The sequence below is a fragment of the Halomonas sp. DP4Y7-1 genome, from assembly GCF_019800705.1.
Taxonomy (GTDB): domain Bacteria; phylum Pseudomonadota; class Gammaproteobacteria; order Pseudomonadales; family Halomonadaceae; genus Halomonas; species Halomonas litopenaei_A.
Map to the genome: position 1 here is coordinate 186,103 of NZ_JAHVKS010000003.1, position 15,730 is coordinate 201,832.

At 61.2% G+C, this 15,730-nt stretch carries 14 protein-coding genes; 3 read left to right on the forward strand and 11 right to left on the reverse strand.

The window, feature by feature from the left end; all coding sequences use genetic code 11:
• Positions 1-9: 9 nt before the first annotated feature.
• Positions 10-1,323 carry a phosphate regulon sensor histidine kinase PhoR gene (gene phoR, locus KUV72_RS07250; protein WP_206942032.1) on the forward strand — a complete coding sequence of 438 codons (1,314 nt, stop codon included), beginning with the start codon at positions 10-12 and terminating at the stop codon, positions 1,321-1,323.
• Positions 1,324-1,381: 58 nt separating this feature from the next.
• Here the strand turns inward: phoR and KUV72_RS07255 are convergent, their stop codons facing one another.
• The 7 genes from KUV72_RS07255 to KUV72_RS07285 all read right to left on the reverse strand — a co-directional run bounded on the left by KUV72_RS07255 (position 1,382) and on the right by KUV72_RS07285 (position 8,067).
• Positions 1,382-1,717, reverse strand: coding sequence for a YnfA family protein (locus KUV72_RS07255; RefSeq protein WP_222237895.1), 336 nt, complete (start codon positions 1,715-1,717; stop codon positions 1,382-1,384).
• 28 nt (positions 1,718-1,745) lie between these two features.
• The gene (cysZ, locus tag KUV72_RS07260) at positions 1,746-2,474 is read right to left on the reverse strand and encodes a sulfate transporter CysZ (RefSeq protein ID WP_206942036.1); all 729 of its coding nucleotides are present in this window, start codon (positions 2,472-2,474) and stop codon (positions 1,746-1,748) included.
• Positions 2,475-2,609: 135 nt separating this feature from the next.
• The gene (gene phoU, locus KUV72_RS07265) at positions 2,610-3,344 is read right to left on the reverse strand and encodes a phosphate signaling complex protein PhoU (protein ID WP_206942038.1); all 735 of its coding nucleotides are present in this window, start codon (positions 3,342-3,344) and stop codon (positions 2,610-2,612) included.
• A 32-nt stretch (positions 3,345-3,376) separates the two neighbouring features.
• Positions 3,377-4,150 (reverse strand): phosphate ABC transporter ATP-binding protein PstB, encoded by a 774-nt coding sequence (gene pstB / locus KUV72_RS07270; protein ID WP_206942567.1) that lies wholly within the window; start codon positions 4,148-4,150, stop codon positions 3,377-3,379.
• Positions 4,151-4,236: 86 nt separating this feature from the next.
• Positions 4,237-5,817: a phosphate ABC transporter permease PstA gene (gene pstA / locus KUV72_RS07275; RefSeq protein ID WP_222237896.1), complete on the reverse strand. Its 1,581-nt coding sequence runs from the start codon at positions 5,815-5,817 to the stop codon at positions 4,237-4,239.
• Positions 5,814-7,022 carry an ABC transporter permease subunit gene (locus KUV72_RS07280; RefSeq protein WP_222237897.1) on the reverse strand — a complete coding sequence of 403 codons (1,209 nt, stop codon included), beginning with the start codon at positions 7,020-7,022 and terminating at the stop codon, positions 5,814-5,816. The genes pstA and KUV72_RS07280 overlap by 4 nt, the downstream gene beginning before the upstream one ends.
• Before the next feature lie 73 nt (positions 7,023-7,095).
• Complete coding sequence (locus KUV72_RS07285; protein ID WP_261317388.1) at positions 7,096-8,067, reverse strand: phosphate ABC transporter substrate-binding protein; 972 nt, start codon at positions 8,065-8,067, stop codon at positions 7,096-7,098.
• Positions 8,068-8,377: 310 nt separating this feature from the next.
• On the opposite strand from KUV72_RS07285, the gene KUV72_RS07290 reads away from it, so the two are divergent.
• Positions 8,378-8,776 carry an acyl-CoA thioesterase gene (locus tag KUV72_RS07290; RefSeq protein WP_222238049.1) on the forward strand — a complete coding sequence of 133 codons (399 nt, stop codon included), beginning with the start codon at positions 8,378-8,380 and terminating at the stop codon, positions 8,774-8,776.
• A gap of 58 nt (positions 8,777-8,834) precedes the next feature.
• On the opposite strand, the gene KUV72_RS07295 is transcribed toward KUV72_RS07290, so the two are convergent.
• The 3 genes from KUV72_RS07295 to hexR all read right to left on the reverse strand — a co-directional run bounded on the left by KUV72_RS07295 (position 8,835) and on the right by hexR (position 13,276).
• Entirely contained in the window at positions 8,835-9,923 is a 1,089-nt protein-coding gene (locus tag KUV72_RS07295) for a TRAP transporter substrate-binding protein (RefSeq protein WP_222162282.1), read from the reverse strand.
• Between the two features lie 172 nt (positions 9,924-10,095).
• Positions 10,096-12,300: a DNA helicase II gene (uvrD, locus tag KUV72_RS07300; RefSeq protein WP_206942571.1), complete on the reverse strand. Its 2,205-nt coding sequence runs from the start codon at positions 12,298-12,300 to the stop codon at positions 10,096-10,098.
• Positions 12,301-12,415: 115 nt separating this feature from the next.
• A complete protein-coding gene (hexR, locus tag KUV72_RS07305) occupies positions 12,416-13,276 on the reverse strand; it encodes a transcriptional regulator HexR (protein WP_206942046.1) in 861 nt (286 codons plus the stop codon).
• A gap of 336 nt (positions 13,277-13,612) precedes the next feature.
• Between hexR and KUV72_RS07310 the strand changes: the two genes are divergently transcribed.
• Entirely contained in the window at positions 13,613-13,825 is a 213-nt protein-coding gene (locus KUV72_RS07310; RefSeq protein ID WP_206942048.1) for a PA3496 family putative envelope integrity protein, read from the forward strand.
• Between the two features lie 372 nt (positions 13,826-14,197).
• On the opposite strand, the gene KUV72_RS07315 is transcribed toward KUV72_RS07310, so the two are convergent.
• Positions 14,198-15,538 (reverse strand): sodium-dependent transporter, encoded by a 1,341-nt coding sequence (locus KUV72_RS07315; protein ID WP_206942050.1) that lies wholly within the window; start codon positions 15,536-15,538, stop codon positions 14,198-14,200.
• Between the last annotated feature and the right edge of the window lie 192 nt (positions 15,539-15,730).

Genomic DNA, 15,730 nt, shown 5'->3' on the forward strand with positions numbered 1-15,730 from the left:
GGAGCTGACGTGGGTCGACTGTGGAGACGAGAAGTCTGGCGCTTGACCCTGCTGGTCGGCATCGGCGCCCTGCTGGGCTGGCCCTTTTCCTTGACGAGTGTCGGCGTCGGAGCGGGCCTGACGCTTGGTCTCGCCTATCATCTGCGCAACCTGCACGCCATGCACGACTGGCTGACCCATCGTCCCCAGCAGGAACCTCCTACCGCCAGCGGTCTGTGGGGCGAGCTGTTTGATCGACTCTATCGCTACCAGAAGGGCCAGCGCATTACCCAACGACGCCTGCGCTCAACGCTTCAGCGTATCCAGGAGTCCTCTGAAGCGATGCGCGACAGTGTGGTCATGCTGGATCGCCATGGCGATCTCGAATGGTGGAACAGCTCTGCCGAGCGCATGCTAGGCCTGAAGCCGGCGCTGGACCGTGGTCAACATATCACCAACCTGCTGCGTGATCCGCGCTTCGTCGGCTATTTCAACGAGCGGGACTATCGTGAGCCGCTGAGCCTTCCATCGCCCATCGACGAGAACATGATCCTGCAGTTCCAGATCACCCTGTACGGTGACGATGAACGCCTGGTCATGGCGCGCGATATCACACGCCTGCATCGCCTGGAACAGATGCGCCGAGACTTTGTGGCCAACGTCTCCCATGAGCTGCGCACGCCACTGACGGTACTGACCGGCTATCTCGAGACCTACGGCGACATGGCCGACATGCTGCCCGAACGACTCGGCAAGGGGGTAGCGCAGATGCAGAATCAGACCCGTCGGATGCAGAACCTGGTCAATGATCTGCTGCTGCTGTCGCGACTGGAAAACGATCAGGGCGGCGATGACCACACGCGGCTCGACCCCACCACGCTGTTGCAGACCGTCAAGCGAGATGCACAGGCGCTGTCGGGTGGGCGCCAGCAGATCGAGGTGTCCATCGACGATCCGCGTGGGCTCAAGGGCAGTGAGAAGGAAATTCACAGTGCCATTTCCAACCTGGCCTTCAATGCCGTGCGCTATGCCGGCGATGGCGCACGTATCCAGCTACGCTGGCGGGCCTACGGTGATGGCGCCTGCCTTGAGGTGGAGGACGACGGCGACGGCATCGATCCGATGCACCTTCCGCGCCTCACCGAGCGCTTCTATCGGGTAGACAAGGGACGCAGCACGGCGACCGGTGGCACCGGACTAGGCCTCGCCATCGTCAAGCACGTGCTGCTGCGCCACGATGCGCGCCTCGACATCGACTCACATCCGGGTGAAGGCGCCACCTTCCGCTGTATCTTCCCCTCGAGCCGAGTGCAGGAGAACCGCCAGACGGCCGCCTCGCCCTGACCCCGACCAAGGGACACACCAGCCCCGCTTCAAGCCAGGCTGGCAGCACTGTGTCTTTTCAGCTCCTGGGACCCAGCAAGATAACCGCAGCGCCCGCCAGGCAAAGCGCCGCCCCCATCATGTCCCAGCGATCGGGGGGGCGCTGCTCCACCCACCACATCCAACCCAGCGATGCCGCGATATACACGCCGCCATACGCGGCAAAGGCGCGTCCAGCATAGTCAGCGTCTACCTGGCTGAGCAGCCAGGCAAACAACGCCAGGCTGAACAGACCGGGCAACAGCCACCAGGCGGCACCATCCGCCCTCCACCAGCGCCAGACCGCGAAGCAGCCGGCGATCTCGGCCATCGCCGCCAACAGGTAGATGGCCAGCCCAGGCAACCCTGTCAACATCCCGCACCGGCCAGGTGACAGATCGCCATCAGCGACGCACCACCGGCAGTTGGCGATAGTGCTGATCCCACATCAGCACAGCCCCGGCCACTGCGCCGGGAATCAGAAACAGATTGGCCAGTGGTATCCAGGTGATCAGCGTCACCAGGCCGCCAAAGCTGATACTCGGCCACCAGCGCGCCGACAGTCGCTTGCGCATATCGGGAAAACTGACCTTGTTATTGTCCATCGGATAGTCGAGATAGGTAATCGCCATGGTCCAGGCGCTGAAGGCCGCCCATAGCAGCGGTGCCACCAGATTCACCACGGGTATCCAGCTGAGGATGAACAGGCCGATCATGCGCGGCAGAATATACGCCAGCTTGAGCAGTTCACGCCCGAGTGCATCAACACCGGTCTTGAGCCAACCGCGGTCGTCGCTGGGCTCCTGCCCCGTCAGCTCGACCTCGGCACGCGCTGCCAGAAAGCCGTAGAAGGGGGCAGCAATCAGGTGGGTCACCAGGGTGAACGAAAAGAACACGATCACGATCAGGCTGACCACGAACAGGGGCCAGATCAGCCAGTCGAGCCATTCCAGCCAGCTTGGGACCATGGCCATCCAGCTGTCGAGCCAGCCACCAAACTCACCCAGCACATAGCTGAGCATGCCGGCATAGACCAGCAGATTGACCAGAATGGGAAGAAAGACGTAGCGGCGCAGTCCACGGCTATAGACCAGCCGCGTACCGCGACGAACCGCCTCAATAGCATTCAGCATGACTTCTATCCTTGGCAATGACATCAACAAGGCCATAACGACTGCGGGCCATCGTCTCGACGATGGCCCGCAGTTCAGGGTACCGGCAACGACCCTGACAGGGCCGGCCTATTGACGCCGCTTGCGGCGTTCAGGTCAAGACGAGGCGTCGTCGTCCAGCAGATCCGGGTCAATCTTGTCCGGCGAGACGTGACGGATATCCAGGCCCTTGACCAGGTAAATGACGTACTCGGCCAGGTTGTTGGCGTGGTCACCCACGCGCTCTAGGGCTCGCAGAATCCACATGATGGCGAGCACTGGCGAGATAGACCGCGCATCTTCCATCATGAAGGTCATCAGCGATCGCATGGCGCTTTGATACTCGCTGTCGACGCGCTCGTCTTCCTGCACCACCTGCATCGCAAGCTCAGTATCGAAGCGGGCGAAGGAGGTCAGTGCATCGCGCATCATGTGGCGAACGTGCTCGCTGATATTGCGCACCTCGACGAACCCGCGAGTGCCATTGTTGCCGTCCACCAGTTCGATGGCGTTACGGGCGATCTTGCTGGCTTCATCACCGATACGCTCGAGATCGGATGCGGCGCGGATCACCGCCAGCACCAGGCGCAGGTCCGAGGCGGCCGGCTGGCGGCGGGCCAGCACGCGAGTGCACTCGTCATCAATCTTGATCTGCATATCGTTGACCGCGCGGTCATTGTCGACCACCCGGGAGGCCAACGCCGAGTCGGAGTCGAGCAGTGCGCTGACAGCATCCTGCACCTGCTTCTCGACCAGGCCACCCATGGCCATCAGGTGGGTCTTGAGCTCTTCAAGCTCGTGATTGAACTGGCGCGAGATATGCTGACTGTGGGTATCGCTGGTGATATCCATGGAGGTCTCCTGAAGGGAGGTGCAGGGGGCGATCAGCCCACCATACGTCCGGTGATGTAGTTTTCGGTGCGCCTCAGGCGCGGGTGCGTGAACAGGGTGTCGGTCGGTCCGTACTCCACCAGCTCACCGTTATGCAGGAACGCCGTATAGTCGGACACGCGTGCCGCCTGCTGCATGTTATGAGTGACCAGTACCAGGGTCAGATGTGGCTTCAGCGTGCGAATCAATTCCTCGATCTTGAGCGTCGAGATCGGGTCGAGAGCGGAGGCGGGTTCATCCAGCAGCAGCACCTCGGGCTCTACCGCCAGGGTCCGCGCAATCACCAGTCGCTGCTGTTGACCACCTGACAGTGACCAGGCTGACGCACGCAGGCGCCCCTTCACTTCTTCCCACAGTGCGGCTGACTTCAGCGCCCACTCGACCACATCATCGATGCGCCGCTTGCTCAGTCCCCCCTGCAGTCGCAAACCAAAGGCGACATTGTCGTAGATCGACATGGGAAAAGGATTGGGTGCCTGAAAAACCATGCCTACCCGTCGCCTCAACTCCGACACGGCCACTCGCGAATCATGGATGTCGTGCCCATCGAGATAGATACTGCCGCGCCGGCTGACGTCCTCGTTGAGGTCATGCAGCCGGTTAAGTGCCCGCAGCAACGTCGACTTGCCGCAGCCCGACGGCCCGATGAAGGCCGTCACTCGGTGCCGCGGGATGCGCAGCGTCAGATCCTTCAATGCAGGCTTGCCCGCATAGGCCAGGCTTAGCCCCTGGATATCCAGGCACGTATCGGCTTCCGAAAACGCCATGACCGCCCCGCGCCGACTTCCCAGGGAGGCCTGGCTGAGCTGGCGTTGGGGCAGCCTTCCATCGATGGACATTGACTCTCCCTGCATCATCGACGCACCGGCGCACCATGACGCTTGCGCAGATAATGCCGCATGAATATTGCAGTCAGGTTAAGCACCAAAATAACCACTACCAACAACAGAGCCGTGGCATAGACCAGCGGCATGGCGGCCTGAACATCGCTGGAATGAAAGGCGGCATCGTAGATGTGATAGCCAAGGTGCATGAACTTTCTTTCAAGGTGGAGGAAAGGAAACTCACCGTCCACTGGAACCTGTGGTGCAAGCTTTGCCACGCCGACCAGCATCAGCGGCGCCACTTCTCCCGCGGCCCGGGCCACCGCCAGAATCAGTCCTGTCAGCATGGCCGGCATGGCCATCGGCAGCACCACCCGAGTCAAGGTCTCGAAGCGTGTTGCTCCCAGTGCCAGTGCCCCCTCGCGCTGGTGCAGGGGAATCCGTGACAGGCCTTCTTCAGTGGCCACGATCACCACCGGCAGGGTCAACAGCGCCAGGGTCAACGATGCCCACAGCAATCCACCGGTACCAAAGGTCGGCGATGGCAGAGAAGAGTCGAAGAACCACCGGTCAATGCTGCCACCGACACCATAGACGAAGACCCCGAGGCCAAACACGCCGTACACGATGGAGGGCACCCCGGCCAGATTGCGCACGCCAATCCTCACTAGCCGAGTCAAGCGACCTTGATGGGCCACTTCATTGAGATAGACGGCAGCCAGCACACCGAAGGGCGTGACCAGCACCGACATCAGCAACACCATCAAGATAGTGCCGAAGATCGCAGGCCACACGCCACCGGCCGTGTTGGCATCCCTGGGCCCCTCGGACAGGAATTGCCACAGTTCTCCTCCCCAGTGGCCCAGTTTTTCGTACCAGGCCATGGCGTTGGGGCGCCAGGCATCCAGCACTTCCTCCAAGGGCTGCTCCTGACGCTGGCCCTGGCTGTTCTCCAGCACCAGTACCCCGCCCTGCTGCAACCGACGAAGCTCCGTCGCCCGGGCCTGTAACGCTTCCAGTTGCCGGTCATCCAGGCGGTGCTGTGCCTCGCTCGACGACGGCTCGCGCTCCATGCGCCGGATCAACGGCAGTATGTCATCACGGGTCAACTGCTGTCGGGCCTGGCGCAGGGCATCAAGCTCCTTGAGCCGCTGCTCCATGGCCAGCCACGCGGCCTCTCCCGTCAGCCGTTCACCCTCCAGCCTCACTGCCACAAGGCGACCGAAGAAGGTGCCCCAGTGACGTCGCTCGAGCACGACCAGGTCATCAGGCGTCTGGTCACTCGCCAACCGCGGGACGCTCAACCAGCGCCAGATACCACCGCCATCATCGCGATTGGCTATCCAGTAGCGCCGCTCGACGCCTTCTCCACCGGGCAGCGTGCGTTGCTCAAAAGGCACGCCTATGACCGTGTCGCCGTCATCAAGGGTGACCTCGTGCAGGGTCGACGGCCAGAAGTTGGCCAGCCCCTTCACGCTGAGCAGAACAATCAAGGCGCCAAGCATCAATATCGACAGCGCTACCGAGGCCGCAGCCAACCACGCCCAGGGCCCCTCATGCGGACGTCTAAGCGTCTTGCTGCCGACCGCCGTATGGCCGGGAATCTTCATGTATCACCCCGCGAACGCCGGAAGCGCTGCCTGAGTCTTGCACGCACCAGCTCGGCCAGGGTGTTCATCAGAAAGGTAAACAGAAACAGCGCCAGGGCCGCCAATAGCAGCAAACGGTAGTGAGTGCCGCCTGGTGCCGCTTCGGGCAGTTCAATCGCAATGCTCGAGGCCAGCGACCTCAGGCCATCCAACGGCGTCGCCGTCATCAGGGCGCTGTTACCGCTGGCCATCAACACGATCATGGTTTCTCCCACCGCTCGACCGGCCCCGATCATGATGGCGGAGAAGATCCCCGGGAGGGCAATCGGCAGCATGACGCGGGTCAGGGTCTGCCAACGCGTGGCACCCATGGCCTGGGCGCCTTCCGCCAGGTTTCGCGGCACATCACTGAGCGCATCCTCGGCCAGCGCATAAATGCCGGGGATCACGGCAAACCCCATCGCCAGTCCCACGATCAGGGCATTGCGTGCCTGAACATCGAGACCCCAGCGCTGCTCGACCCATTCGCGCAGGTCGCCACCGAACCACCAGCTCTCCCACAGCGGGGCAAGCTGCACCGCGGCGAGTACCAGCAACAACAGGCAGGGCAATAACCACAAGGCGGCCGAATTCAGCGACAGGTACCGCTGCACGGGGACCGGTAGCCGACGATGGCCCAGCGCCAGCGTGATCATCGCGAGGGGCAGCAGCAGCACGACGGACACTGCCTCGGCCAGATGGCGCTCGACCCAGGGGCCCAGCACCAGCCCGGCAATGAAACCCAGTACGACGCTGGGCATGGCTTCCATCAGCTCCAGGGTCGGCTTCATGCGCGCACGCAGTCCCGGCGACATATACAGACTCGAGTGGGCCGCCGCGCCCAGTGCCAACGGTATGGCCACTATCAGCGCCCATATAGCGGCCTCAAGCGTCCCCCACAGCAACGGCGCCAGACTGGCCTGGGCAACCCCCCCCTCTTCGAGGCGATGAGGCAGCCAGCGAAACTCAGCTTCGCCACTGGTGCCGGGGGCCGACCACAGCGCACTCAGAGACATTCCGTCTGCCCCGGGCCAGAACAGTGGCACCACCTCCACCAGCAGAAATACCGCGATGGCAATGACCGTCAACAGCACACCGATCCCCCCTGCCGTGATCAGCAAGGTGGCCAGTCGATCTCGCCGCTGGCGGGACCGATAGAGAGGATTGGTGGAGGTAGGATCAGACATCTAGGCCAGCCATTGTTGCATAGCGGAAGATTACGACATCTTCATGACATCTGGATGACAGAAGACGGCTTGATCAACGTTCCTCTCGTGCCAACGCCGGTAGCCCCAGCGCTCGTCGCTGTGCCATCAATGCCGAGGGTGACAGCGCCACGAAGCCCAGTTCCTTCACCACGCGCTGACCCGACGGCGACAGCACCATGTCCAGGAAGGCACGCTCTACCTCCGGCAGCGGTGTTTCCGGGGGCCGGTTGACGTAAATGAGCAAGTCGCGAACCAACGGATAGTCCCCATCCCGCAGCGCCTGACGCTCAGGTCTCAGGTCACGCTGGCCATCGGCAATGGCCACCTCACGCACGTCAGCGTTCAAATGATTCAAACCGACATACCCGATGCCTCGCGGGTCGTCACCGACAGCGGCGACCACCGCTGCCGATCCCGCCGAGACGGTGACGGATACCTTGAACTCGCCATCACACAGCGCACGACGCCGAAACAGACCGTGAGTACCGGAGACCGCATTACGACCGTACAGATGGATGCTGCCCTGGGGATCATCCAGCCCCAGCTGCTGCCAGTGGTCGATGCTTTCTTCCGCACCACAGGCCAGCGTATCGGAGAAGATGGCGTCGAGCTGCTGGCGGTTCAGACGCTCGAGGGGATTATGCCGATTGACCACCACGACCAGGGCATCCTTGCCCACGACCACGGGAGTGACGGCATAGCCGTGACGTGCGGTAAATGCCGCCTTCTCATCATCCTGCATGGGCCGCGACATGGGGCCCAACAGCGTAGTGCCGGCAATCAACGCGGGTGGAGCACTGGCGGATCCTGCCACTTGCAGCTGCAGACGAACGCCTGGACGCTGCTCTTCGAAATGTTCCCCCCAGCGCAGCATCAGCTCGGCCATGGTGTCCGAGCCTACTGCGTTCAATGCCCCCGCGACATCGTGTGCCGTCGCCGGCAAGGGTAACCATGCCACCCAGCCCAGCCACAGGAGCATCACGATGCGCCTGCTGGTGGCAGCAAAATGGGACACGCTGGACATCTGGCCTCCCGGCATTGGCTCAGCATCACGTCAGACAGAATGACGCCTTCGCTCGGCTATCTTCCTGAGTTTTCACATCATCCGTGCCACACGCTTGCCAAGGCAACCACCCAGAGCTTCTACCAGAGCTACTGCCAGAACTTCTATCAAAGCTTCTGGGCGTGGTGGTCCTCGGCGCGACGTCCCTGCAGGGTAACGCACGAACGGTGGAGTATATCGCTCCGGGGTGGTTTCATGACGTCAGCGACGATGGCGTTTGCTTGCGAACGTCAGCGATGACAACAACTCACGCCGGATGCCACTCATCATGATGACCGAAGTCGATGACGTTCCTGTGCCAAAGGGTCAACTGACCTTGAAGCTCGCGGCGACTCGCCAGGACACCAACGCGCACGGTGACATTCCCGCTGGTTGGTTAGCCCGCCTGATGGACCAGGCCGCAGAGTGGGCCGCCAGCCAAGAGGCACGGGGACGAACCGCCACCGTGGCGATCGAGGGAATGGACTTTCTCTGCCCGGTGCGTGTGGGGTCTCTGGTCTGCGTCTACACCCAGGTCGGTGACATTGGCCACAGTTCGATCAAGATTGATGTGGAGGTATGGGTTCGTACAGCTCACGACAGCGAGGACGACCTCCACAAGGTCACCGAAGCACGCCACGTGCTGGTGGCACTGGACGACAATGGCCGCATCCGAGGCGTGCATGCTTGATCCGGCGGCCTGCCACCGGGCAACGGCACTCGTCCACCGTTGCCCGGGCGTTCAGACATCAAGACAGGACGTTGTCCCGCGCCTTGAGATAGGCAAACTCACCCACATCCGAGAACTTGCGCACCTGGGCCTGGAAGTTGCGGTATGACTCGTAGATGCGCGCAGACGCCTCGTCACTGTCCACCTGCTTCTGCAATACCTGCTCCGACGATTCGTGCAACGCCGTGATCACGTCGTCAGGGAAGGCACGCAGCTGCACGCCGTGCTCATTGACCAACGCGTCCAGGGCTTCGGCATTGCGGAAGGCAAATTCACTGATCATCGCCAGGTTGGAGGCTCTCGCCGCCTCGGTCACGATGGCCTTGAGGTCGTCGGGAAGCGCGTTCCAGGCATCCAGATTGACCGTCCCCTCAAGGATGGCACTCGGCTCGTTCCAGGCAGAGGTATAGTAGAAATCCGCGACCTGGTGCAGACCAAAGGCCAAGTCGTTGTACGGTCCGACCCAGTCTGCAGCATCGAGCACACCGGTCTGCAGCGAAGTGAAAATCTCGCTGCCGGGAATCGTCAGCGTGGTGACCCCGATGCCTGACATGGCTTCACCGGCAAGACCGGGCAGACGCAGCTTGAGCCCCTGCATATCTTCCAGTGAGTTGATCTCCTTCTTGAACCAGCCGGCCATCTGGGTCCCGGTATTGCCCACCGCAAATGGCTTGAGGTTATGCCCGGCATACAGCTCGTCCCACAATTCCTGACCACCGCCATTGTAGAGCCAGGCGTTGGTCTCGGTGGTGGTCATGCCGAATGGCACGGCGGTGAAGAACTGGGATGCCGCCACCTTGCCACGCCAGTAATAGGAAGCGGAATGTCCCATTTCGGCGGTGCCCTGAGACACTGCGTCAAAGACTTCCATGGCCGGCACCATCTCGCCTGCACCGTGAACCCTAACTTTCATGCGCCCGCCGGACATGCGCTCAATCCGCTCGGCCAGGTCATTGGCACCGGTTCCCAATGCAGGGAAGTTCTTGGGCCAGGAGGTGACCATGTTCCAGGTAATGGTTTCCTGGGCACTGGCGGTGCTGACAAAGGGGGCGGCGGCGACGCCTGCAGCGCCGAGGCCGGCGGTCTTGAGAAAGGAACGGCGTTCCATGGGGCGAGCTCCTGAAGCGTGTTATGTCGACGCCGGCATCAAAGCAGCAGGGTCGAAGGCTGCTCTCCCCGGCGTGGTGTCCGCCGGGAAGTATGCGGGAAAGAGAAATTAGCCTGCAAGCCAGGCCTGAGACGCTGCGCTCAAGAGCGCAGCTGGCAAAGACGGCAGTGGGCTACAGCGCCTCGAGCTTGGCAAACCCGAGCACCAGCCATTTATCCCCGTGGCCTTCGAAGCTGACCTGCACCCGGGCACGCTCCCCCTCACCTTCTGCATTGAGGATGACGCCCTCACCAAATACCGGGTGGCGAACCCGCTGCCCCAATGACAGTGCAGGCAGGTCACCGCTGGCCTCGACACCGGACTGGGCAAAGCGTGGCGGCGTCGGCCGCGCGCTGACGGGACGCGATACCTGGCCGCGAAGACGCACTTCCTCCAGCAGCGACTCGGGCAACTCGCGCAGAAAACGAGACGGCCGCTGAAAGGTTTCCTTGCCATGCATACGGCGAATCTCGGCATGGGTCAGATACAGCTTTTTCATCGCCCGGGTCACCCCGACGTAGCAGAGTCGGCGCTCTTCCTCGAGGCGGCCGGGCTCTTCCAGGGACATGCGGTGGGGAAACAGCCCCTCTTCGACTCCCGCAATGAATACCACCGGGAACTCCAACCCCTTGGCGGAGTGCAACGTCATCAGCTGCACGCTGTCTTCGAATTCGTCGGCCTCGTGCTCGCCAGCGTTGAGCGCCGCCTCGGCCAGAAAGGCCTCGAGCGCTACCATGCCCTCACCAGCCTCCACGGTATCCAATGTCTCGCCCTGGGAGAACGCCCGCGCGGCATTGATCAGTTCTTCCAGGTTCTCGACTCGAGCCTGGCCCTTCTCGCCCTTCTCGCTGAGGTGGTGATCAATCAGTCCCGTGCGCTGGTTAACGTGGGCGATGATCTCGTGAAGCGCCATCCCCGAGGTGTCATTGTCGAGACCTTCGATCAGGTCGGCAAATGCCGTCACGGCGTTGGCGGCACGCCCCTTGAGAGAGCCGTCGGCCAGGGTGTCATGGATGGACTGCCACAGCGATACCTGCGCGCGGCGCGCACGATCGCGCAAACCCTCTACTGTGCGCGTACCGATACCTCTAGCGGGCACATTGATGACGCGTTCCAGAGACGCGTCATCGTCACGGTTCAGCAAAAGGCGCAGATATGCCAAGGCGTTCTTGATCTCAAGGCGCTCGTAGAACCGCTGCCCCCCGTAGATGCGATACGGCATGCCCTGGCGAATCAAGGTCTCCTCGATCACTCGAGACTGAGCATTGGAGCGATACAGAATGGCCACTTCCTGGCGCTGGAACCCTTCATCGACCTTTTCCTTGATGGTATCGACGATAAAGCGTGCCTCTTCCATATCATTGAAACCGGCATACACGGAAATGGGTTCGCCGCGACTGCCAGCCGTCCACAGCTCCTTGCCCATGCGATCAGAGTTCTGCTTGATCAGCGCGTTGGCCGCATCAAGGATGGCGCTGGTAGAGCGATAGTTCTGTTCGAGTCGGACGGTCTTGGTATCCGCAAACTCTTGCTCGAAGCGACGGATGTTCTCCACCTTGGCCCCACGCCAACCGTAGATCGACTGATCGTCATCACCCACCACCGTCATTGGCGTGCGCTGCCCAGTAAGAAGCTTCAACCAGGCGTACTGCAAGGTGTTGGTGTCCTGGAACTCATCCACCAGCACATGGGCAAAGCGTTCCTGGTAATGGGCCAGCAATGCAGGATTGTCACGCAAGAGCTCCAGGCTGCGCAGCAACAGCTCACCAAAATCGACCAGACCACCACGTTCACAGGTCAACTGATAGATGTCGTACAGCGATACCATCTGCTCGACATAGGCGTCGCCGTTGGTACGTACCTGGTGTGGCCGAAGCCCTTCTTCCTTGCAACCACCGATGAAGGATTGCACTTGGCGCGGCGGGAAACGCTCGTCGTCGACCTGATTATCTTTCAACAGGCGTTTGATCAGACGCAGTTGATCATCGGAATCGATGATCTGGAAGTGCTGGGGCAGACGAGCATCCTGCCAGTGAGTACGCAGCAAGCGATGGGCAATCGAGTGGAAGGTGCCCACCCAGACATGCCTCAGCGAGAGTCCCAGAAGGGCCTCAAGACGCGTGCGCATCTCCCTGGCGGCCTTGTTGGTGAAGGTCACCGCCAATACGGCGTAGGGTGACAGCCCCTCGGCCTGCATCAGCCAGGCGATACGATGCACCAGCACGCGGGTCTTGCCGGAGCCCGCGCCGGCGAGCACCAGCATGTTGCCCTGAGGAGCGCATACCGCCTCGTGCTGCGCCGAATTGAGGCCGTCAATGATCGCCGTGACGTCGTCCATGGAGAAGGCACCGCTGGAGAGAAAGTGGGCGCCCAGTCTACCATAGCGATGCTGGATAAAAGGACAGCAGACCATCGACCCCAAGGCGCGGGTCGTCAGTCTCCGCTTGTGCGCGTCAAGATGAGTCGGATTCGGGGTAACGCAACGGGTTCAGGCTTCGCTTTACCGCCTTGAGCTGTTCGGCCAACTTGGGACCTCGGGTCTTGGCGACACCTACCGCCAACACGTCGATCAGCACCAGGTGCGCAATTCGCGAGCTCATCGGCGTATAAATTTCTGTGTCTTCGAGCACATCGATAAACAGCGGCAGGTCTACCTCATCCGCCAGCGGCGATCCGCTCGGGCAAAGGCCGACCACGGTGGCTCCCGCCTCCCGTGCCAGCTTGACGCTGGCGACCAGGGCGCGGGTACGCCCGGTCTGGGAAATGGCCACCACCACGTCGCCTTCCTTGAGCGTCACCGCCGACATGTTCTGCATATGGGGGTCGGCATAGGCAGCGGTAGAAATCTGCAGCCGGAAAAACTTGTGCTGCGCATCGAAGGCCACTGCACCAGACGCGCCGAAACCATAGAACTCGACACGATTGGCCATGGCCAGCGCGTTGATGGTCCTGTTCAACGCATCATTGTCCAGGCGATCGCGAATCGACAGCAGGGTGCCCACCGTCGAGTCGAAGATGCTGTGGGAGAATTCGGCCACGGAGTCGCTGTCATTCATCGAGAATTGAGCGAACTGGCTACCTGACGCCAGCATCTGCGCTAGCTTCAGCTTGAAATCCTGAAACCCGTCACAGCCAAGTGCGCGACAGAAGCGCACGACCGTGGGCTCGCTGACCTTTGCCTCAGTGGCAAGATCGACGATACGCATGTGGATAACTTCATCGGGGTTACGCAGAACGAAGCGTGCCACCTTCTGCTCTGACCGCCGGAAGTGTTCCATGCGACGTCGCATTTCATCAAACAGCGCGCGACTCACCCTTTACTCCTTTGACTGACGGGAGGCCCCGAGGTAGCAGGCCTTGAGCCTTGTCCCGCCCGACATCGTGCATGGCAGCATGACATACAGCTCCATGGCTGTCGGGCCGGTGTTGCATTCCAGTATGCCCGATGCCGACGAGGATTGCCCAACCAATCGACATCCCCCTGATAGAGGCCAATGGTTTGAACAAAGGCACTTTTTTCTCAAGCGTTGGCAGAGCGTTACAGAATTGACATCCACACCGTCATCTTTTTGTCAACTGGGGTATAGTAAAAGGGCAGTGTCGCGCAGCGTCCTGGATGCCGGCACATTCACTGCATAGGAGAGTCGATCATGCGTAATGTCGAACGGTTAACCTCCGTAAAGAGTGAACTCCTCGACATCTTCATGAGCATGGAAGTCGCCGAACACGAGAAGCGCTCCCGTAGCGCGGCCCAGCGTAACCTCAGGGCCCGCCGCGGCATCGAGCTGCATCGAGAATTCAAGCGCCTTTCTGAAGACATCGCCGAATTGCCGGAAGACGGCAACGAAGACGAAATGCACTAGCTAGACAGCCCCATCAGATCAGGCAGGCCTGCCACCACCGACGTTCCTGCCTGACGACAATGAATGGCAACGTCCTCTCTGGACATGCCATTCCCCATCTTGCCCCGCCACGAGGGCAGGTGATCGGCTCCGCCCTAAAAAATGGGCGTGGCAGCCTCTCCCCCCTACTTACGACGAACCCTGCCCAGCTCGAGCCCAGATTAACCAGCCCTAGCTAAACGCGGCTCGATGCGCTTGCGATGTGTCTTCAGCCCCACAATGCACGGCAGGCCATCGAAAGAGATCGGCGAAAACGCCAAGACCCGGCACAAGGCCGGGTCTTGAAAGCACAGAGTCGATCGACGCCACAGCGACGCCGATCTGACGAGCGGCTTACAGGCTCGAGATAAACACCACGATAACGCCGATGGGCGCGACAACACGGGTGAGAGCCACCCACACCATTTCCTTGCCGCCGGACAGGCCCAGATCTTCTGCGACACCCTCGCGGCTGAGGAACCAGCCAGCGAACACAATGGCGCCGAGACCGGTCAACGGCAGCATGAACTTGCTGGTCAGCTTATCGAGCAGATCGAAAACGCCAAGGCCAAACAGTACCGGCTCGCTCCACAGGTTGAACGACAACAGCGCAGCAATGCCCAGCGCCCAGGCACCGATACCGGCAACGACGGTCGAGGCCGAACGCGACAGGGGCGTACGCTCTTCCACGAATTCCACCACCGGCTCCAGCAGCGAAATGGCCGATGTCAGGGCAGCAAAGGTCAACAGCAGGAAGAACATCAGGCCAAGAATCAAGCCGCCACCCATGTTACCGAAGGCCAGAGGCAAGGTAACGAAGATCAGGCTGGGACCAGAGGCAAGGTCAAGCTCATTGGCGAACACGATGGGGAAGATGGCAAGGCCCGCGCCCAGTGCGATCACGGTATCCATGATAACGACGGTGCGAGCGGTCTTGATCAGATCCACCTTTTCACCCAGGTAAGAGCCATAGGCAATCATGATGCCCATGCCCAGAGACAGCGTGAAGAAGGCATGTCCCAGAGCTGCCAGCACCACTTCGCCGTTCAGCGCTGACCAATCCGGATTGAACAGGTAGTTGAGCGCTTCGCCAAAGTGGCCAGTGGTCATGCCATAACCCACCAGCACGACCAGCAGCAGCGCCAGCGCGGGCATCAGTACATTGACCGCACCTTCCAGGCCCTTGGTGACGCCCCGCGCCACGATGCCGATCACCAGCAACATGAAGATGGAGTGCCACAGCAGCAGCAGACCAGGACTCGCCAGCATGCCACCGAACAGGGCGCCGATGCCGTCGGCATCCTGACCGCTGAAGTCGCCGGTGACGCTACCCAGGGTGTAGTACAGGGACCAACCGCCGATCACGCTGTAGAACGACAGGATAAGGAAGGCACCGATCACACCGGAAATACCCACCAACGCCCAGATCTTGGGCTGACCGGCCTGCTTGGCCACGCTGGCCATGGCATTGACCGGGTTGCTTTGCCCTCGCCGACCGATCATCCACTCGGTCACCAGAATAGGCAGGCCAATCAGGCCAATACACAGAAGGTAGACAAGAACGAAGGCGGCACCGCCACTCTCGCCCACCATGTAAGGAAACTTCCAGATGTTACCGAGACCAACGGCCGAGCCGGTAGCAGCAAGAATGAAGGACAGGCGCGATGACCACTGCGCATGTGTAGTCTTGGACATAAATCACCCTGAGGATACGTGTCGTCATTGATCGATCGGATGCAATGACGGCGTTGTGTTTGTAGTCGCCACGTCCTCGATAGCCCGGGTCACGGTACTACCGATAATCAAGGGGTCTGACGGATGTCAGCAGGATCACTGCCGGCACAACACTCTTCCCCAACGCCGGTTGGGCGCTGGTCGAGACCGTTG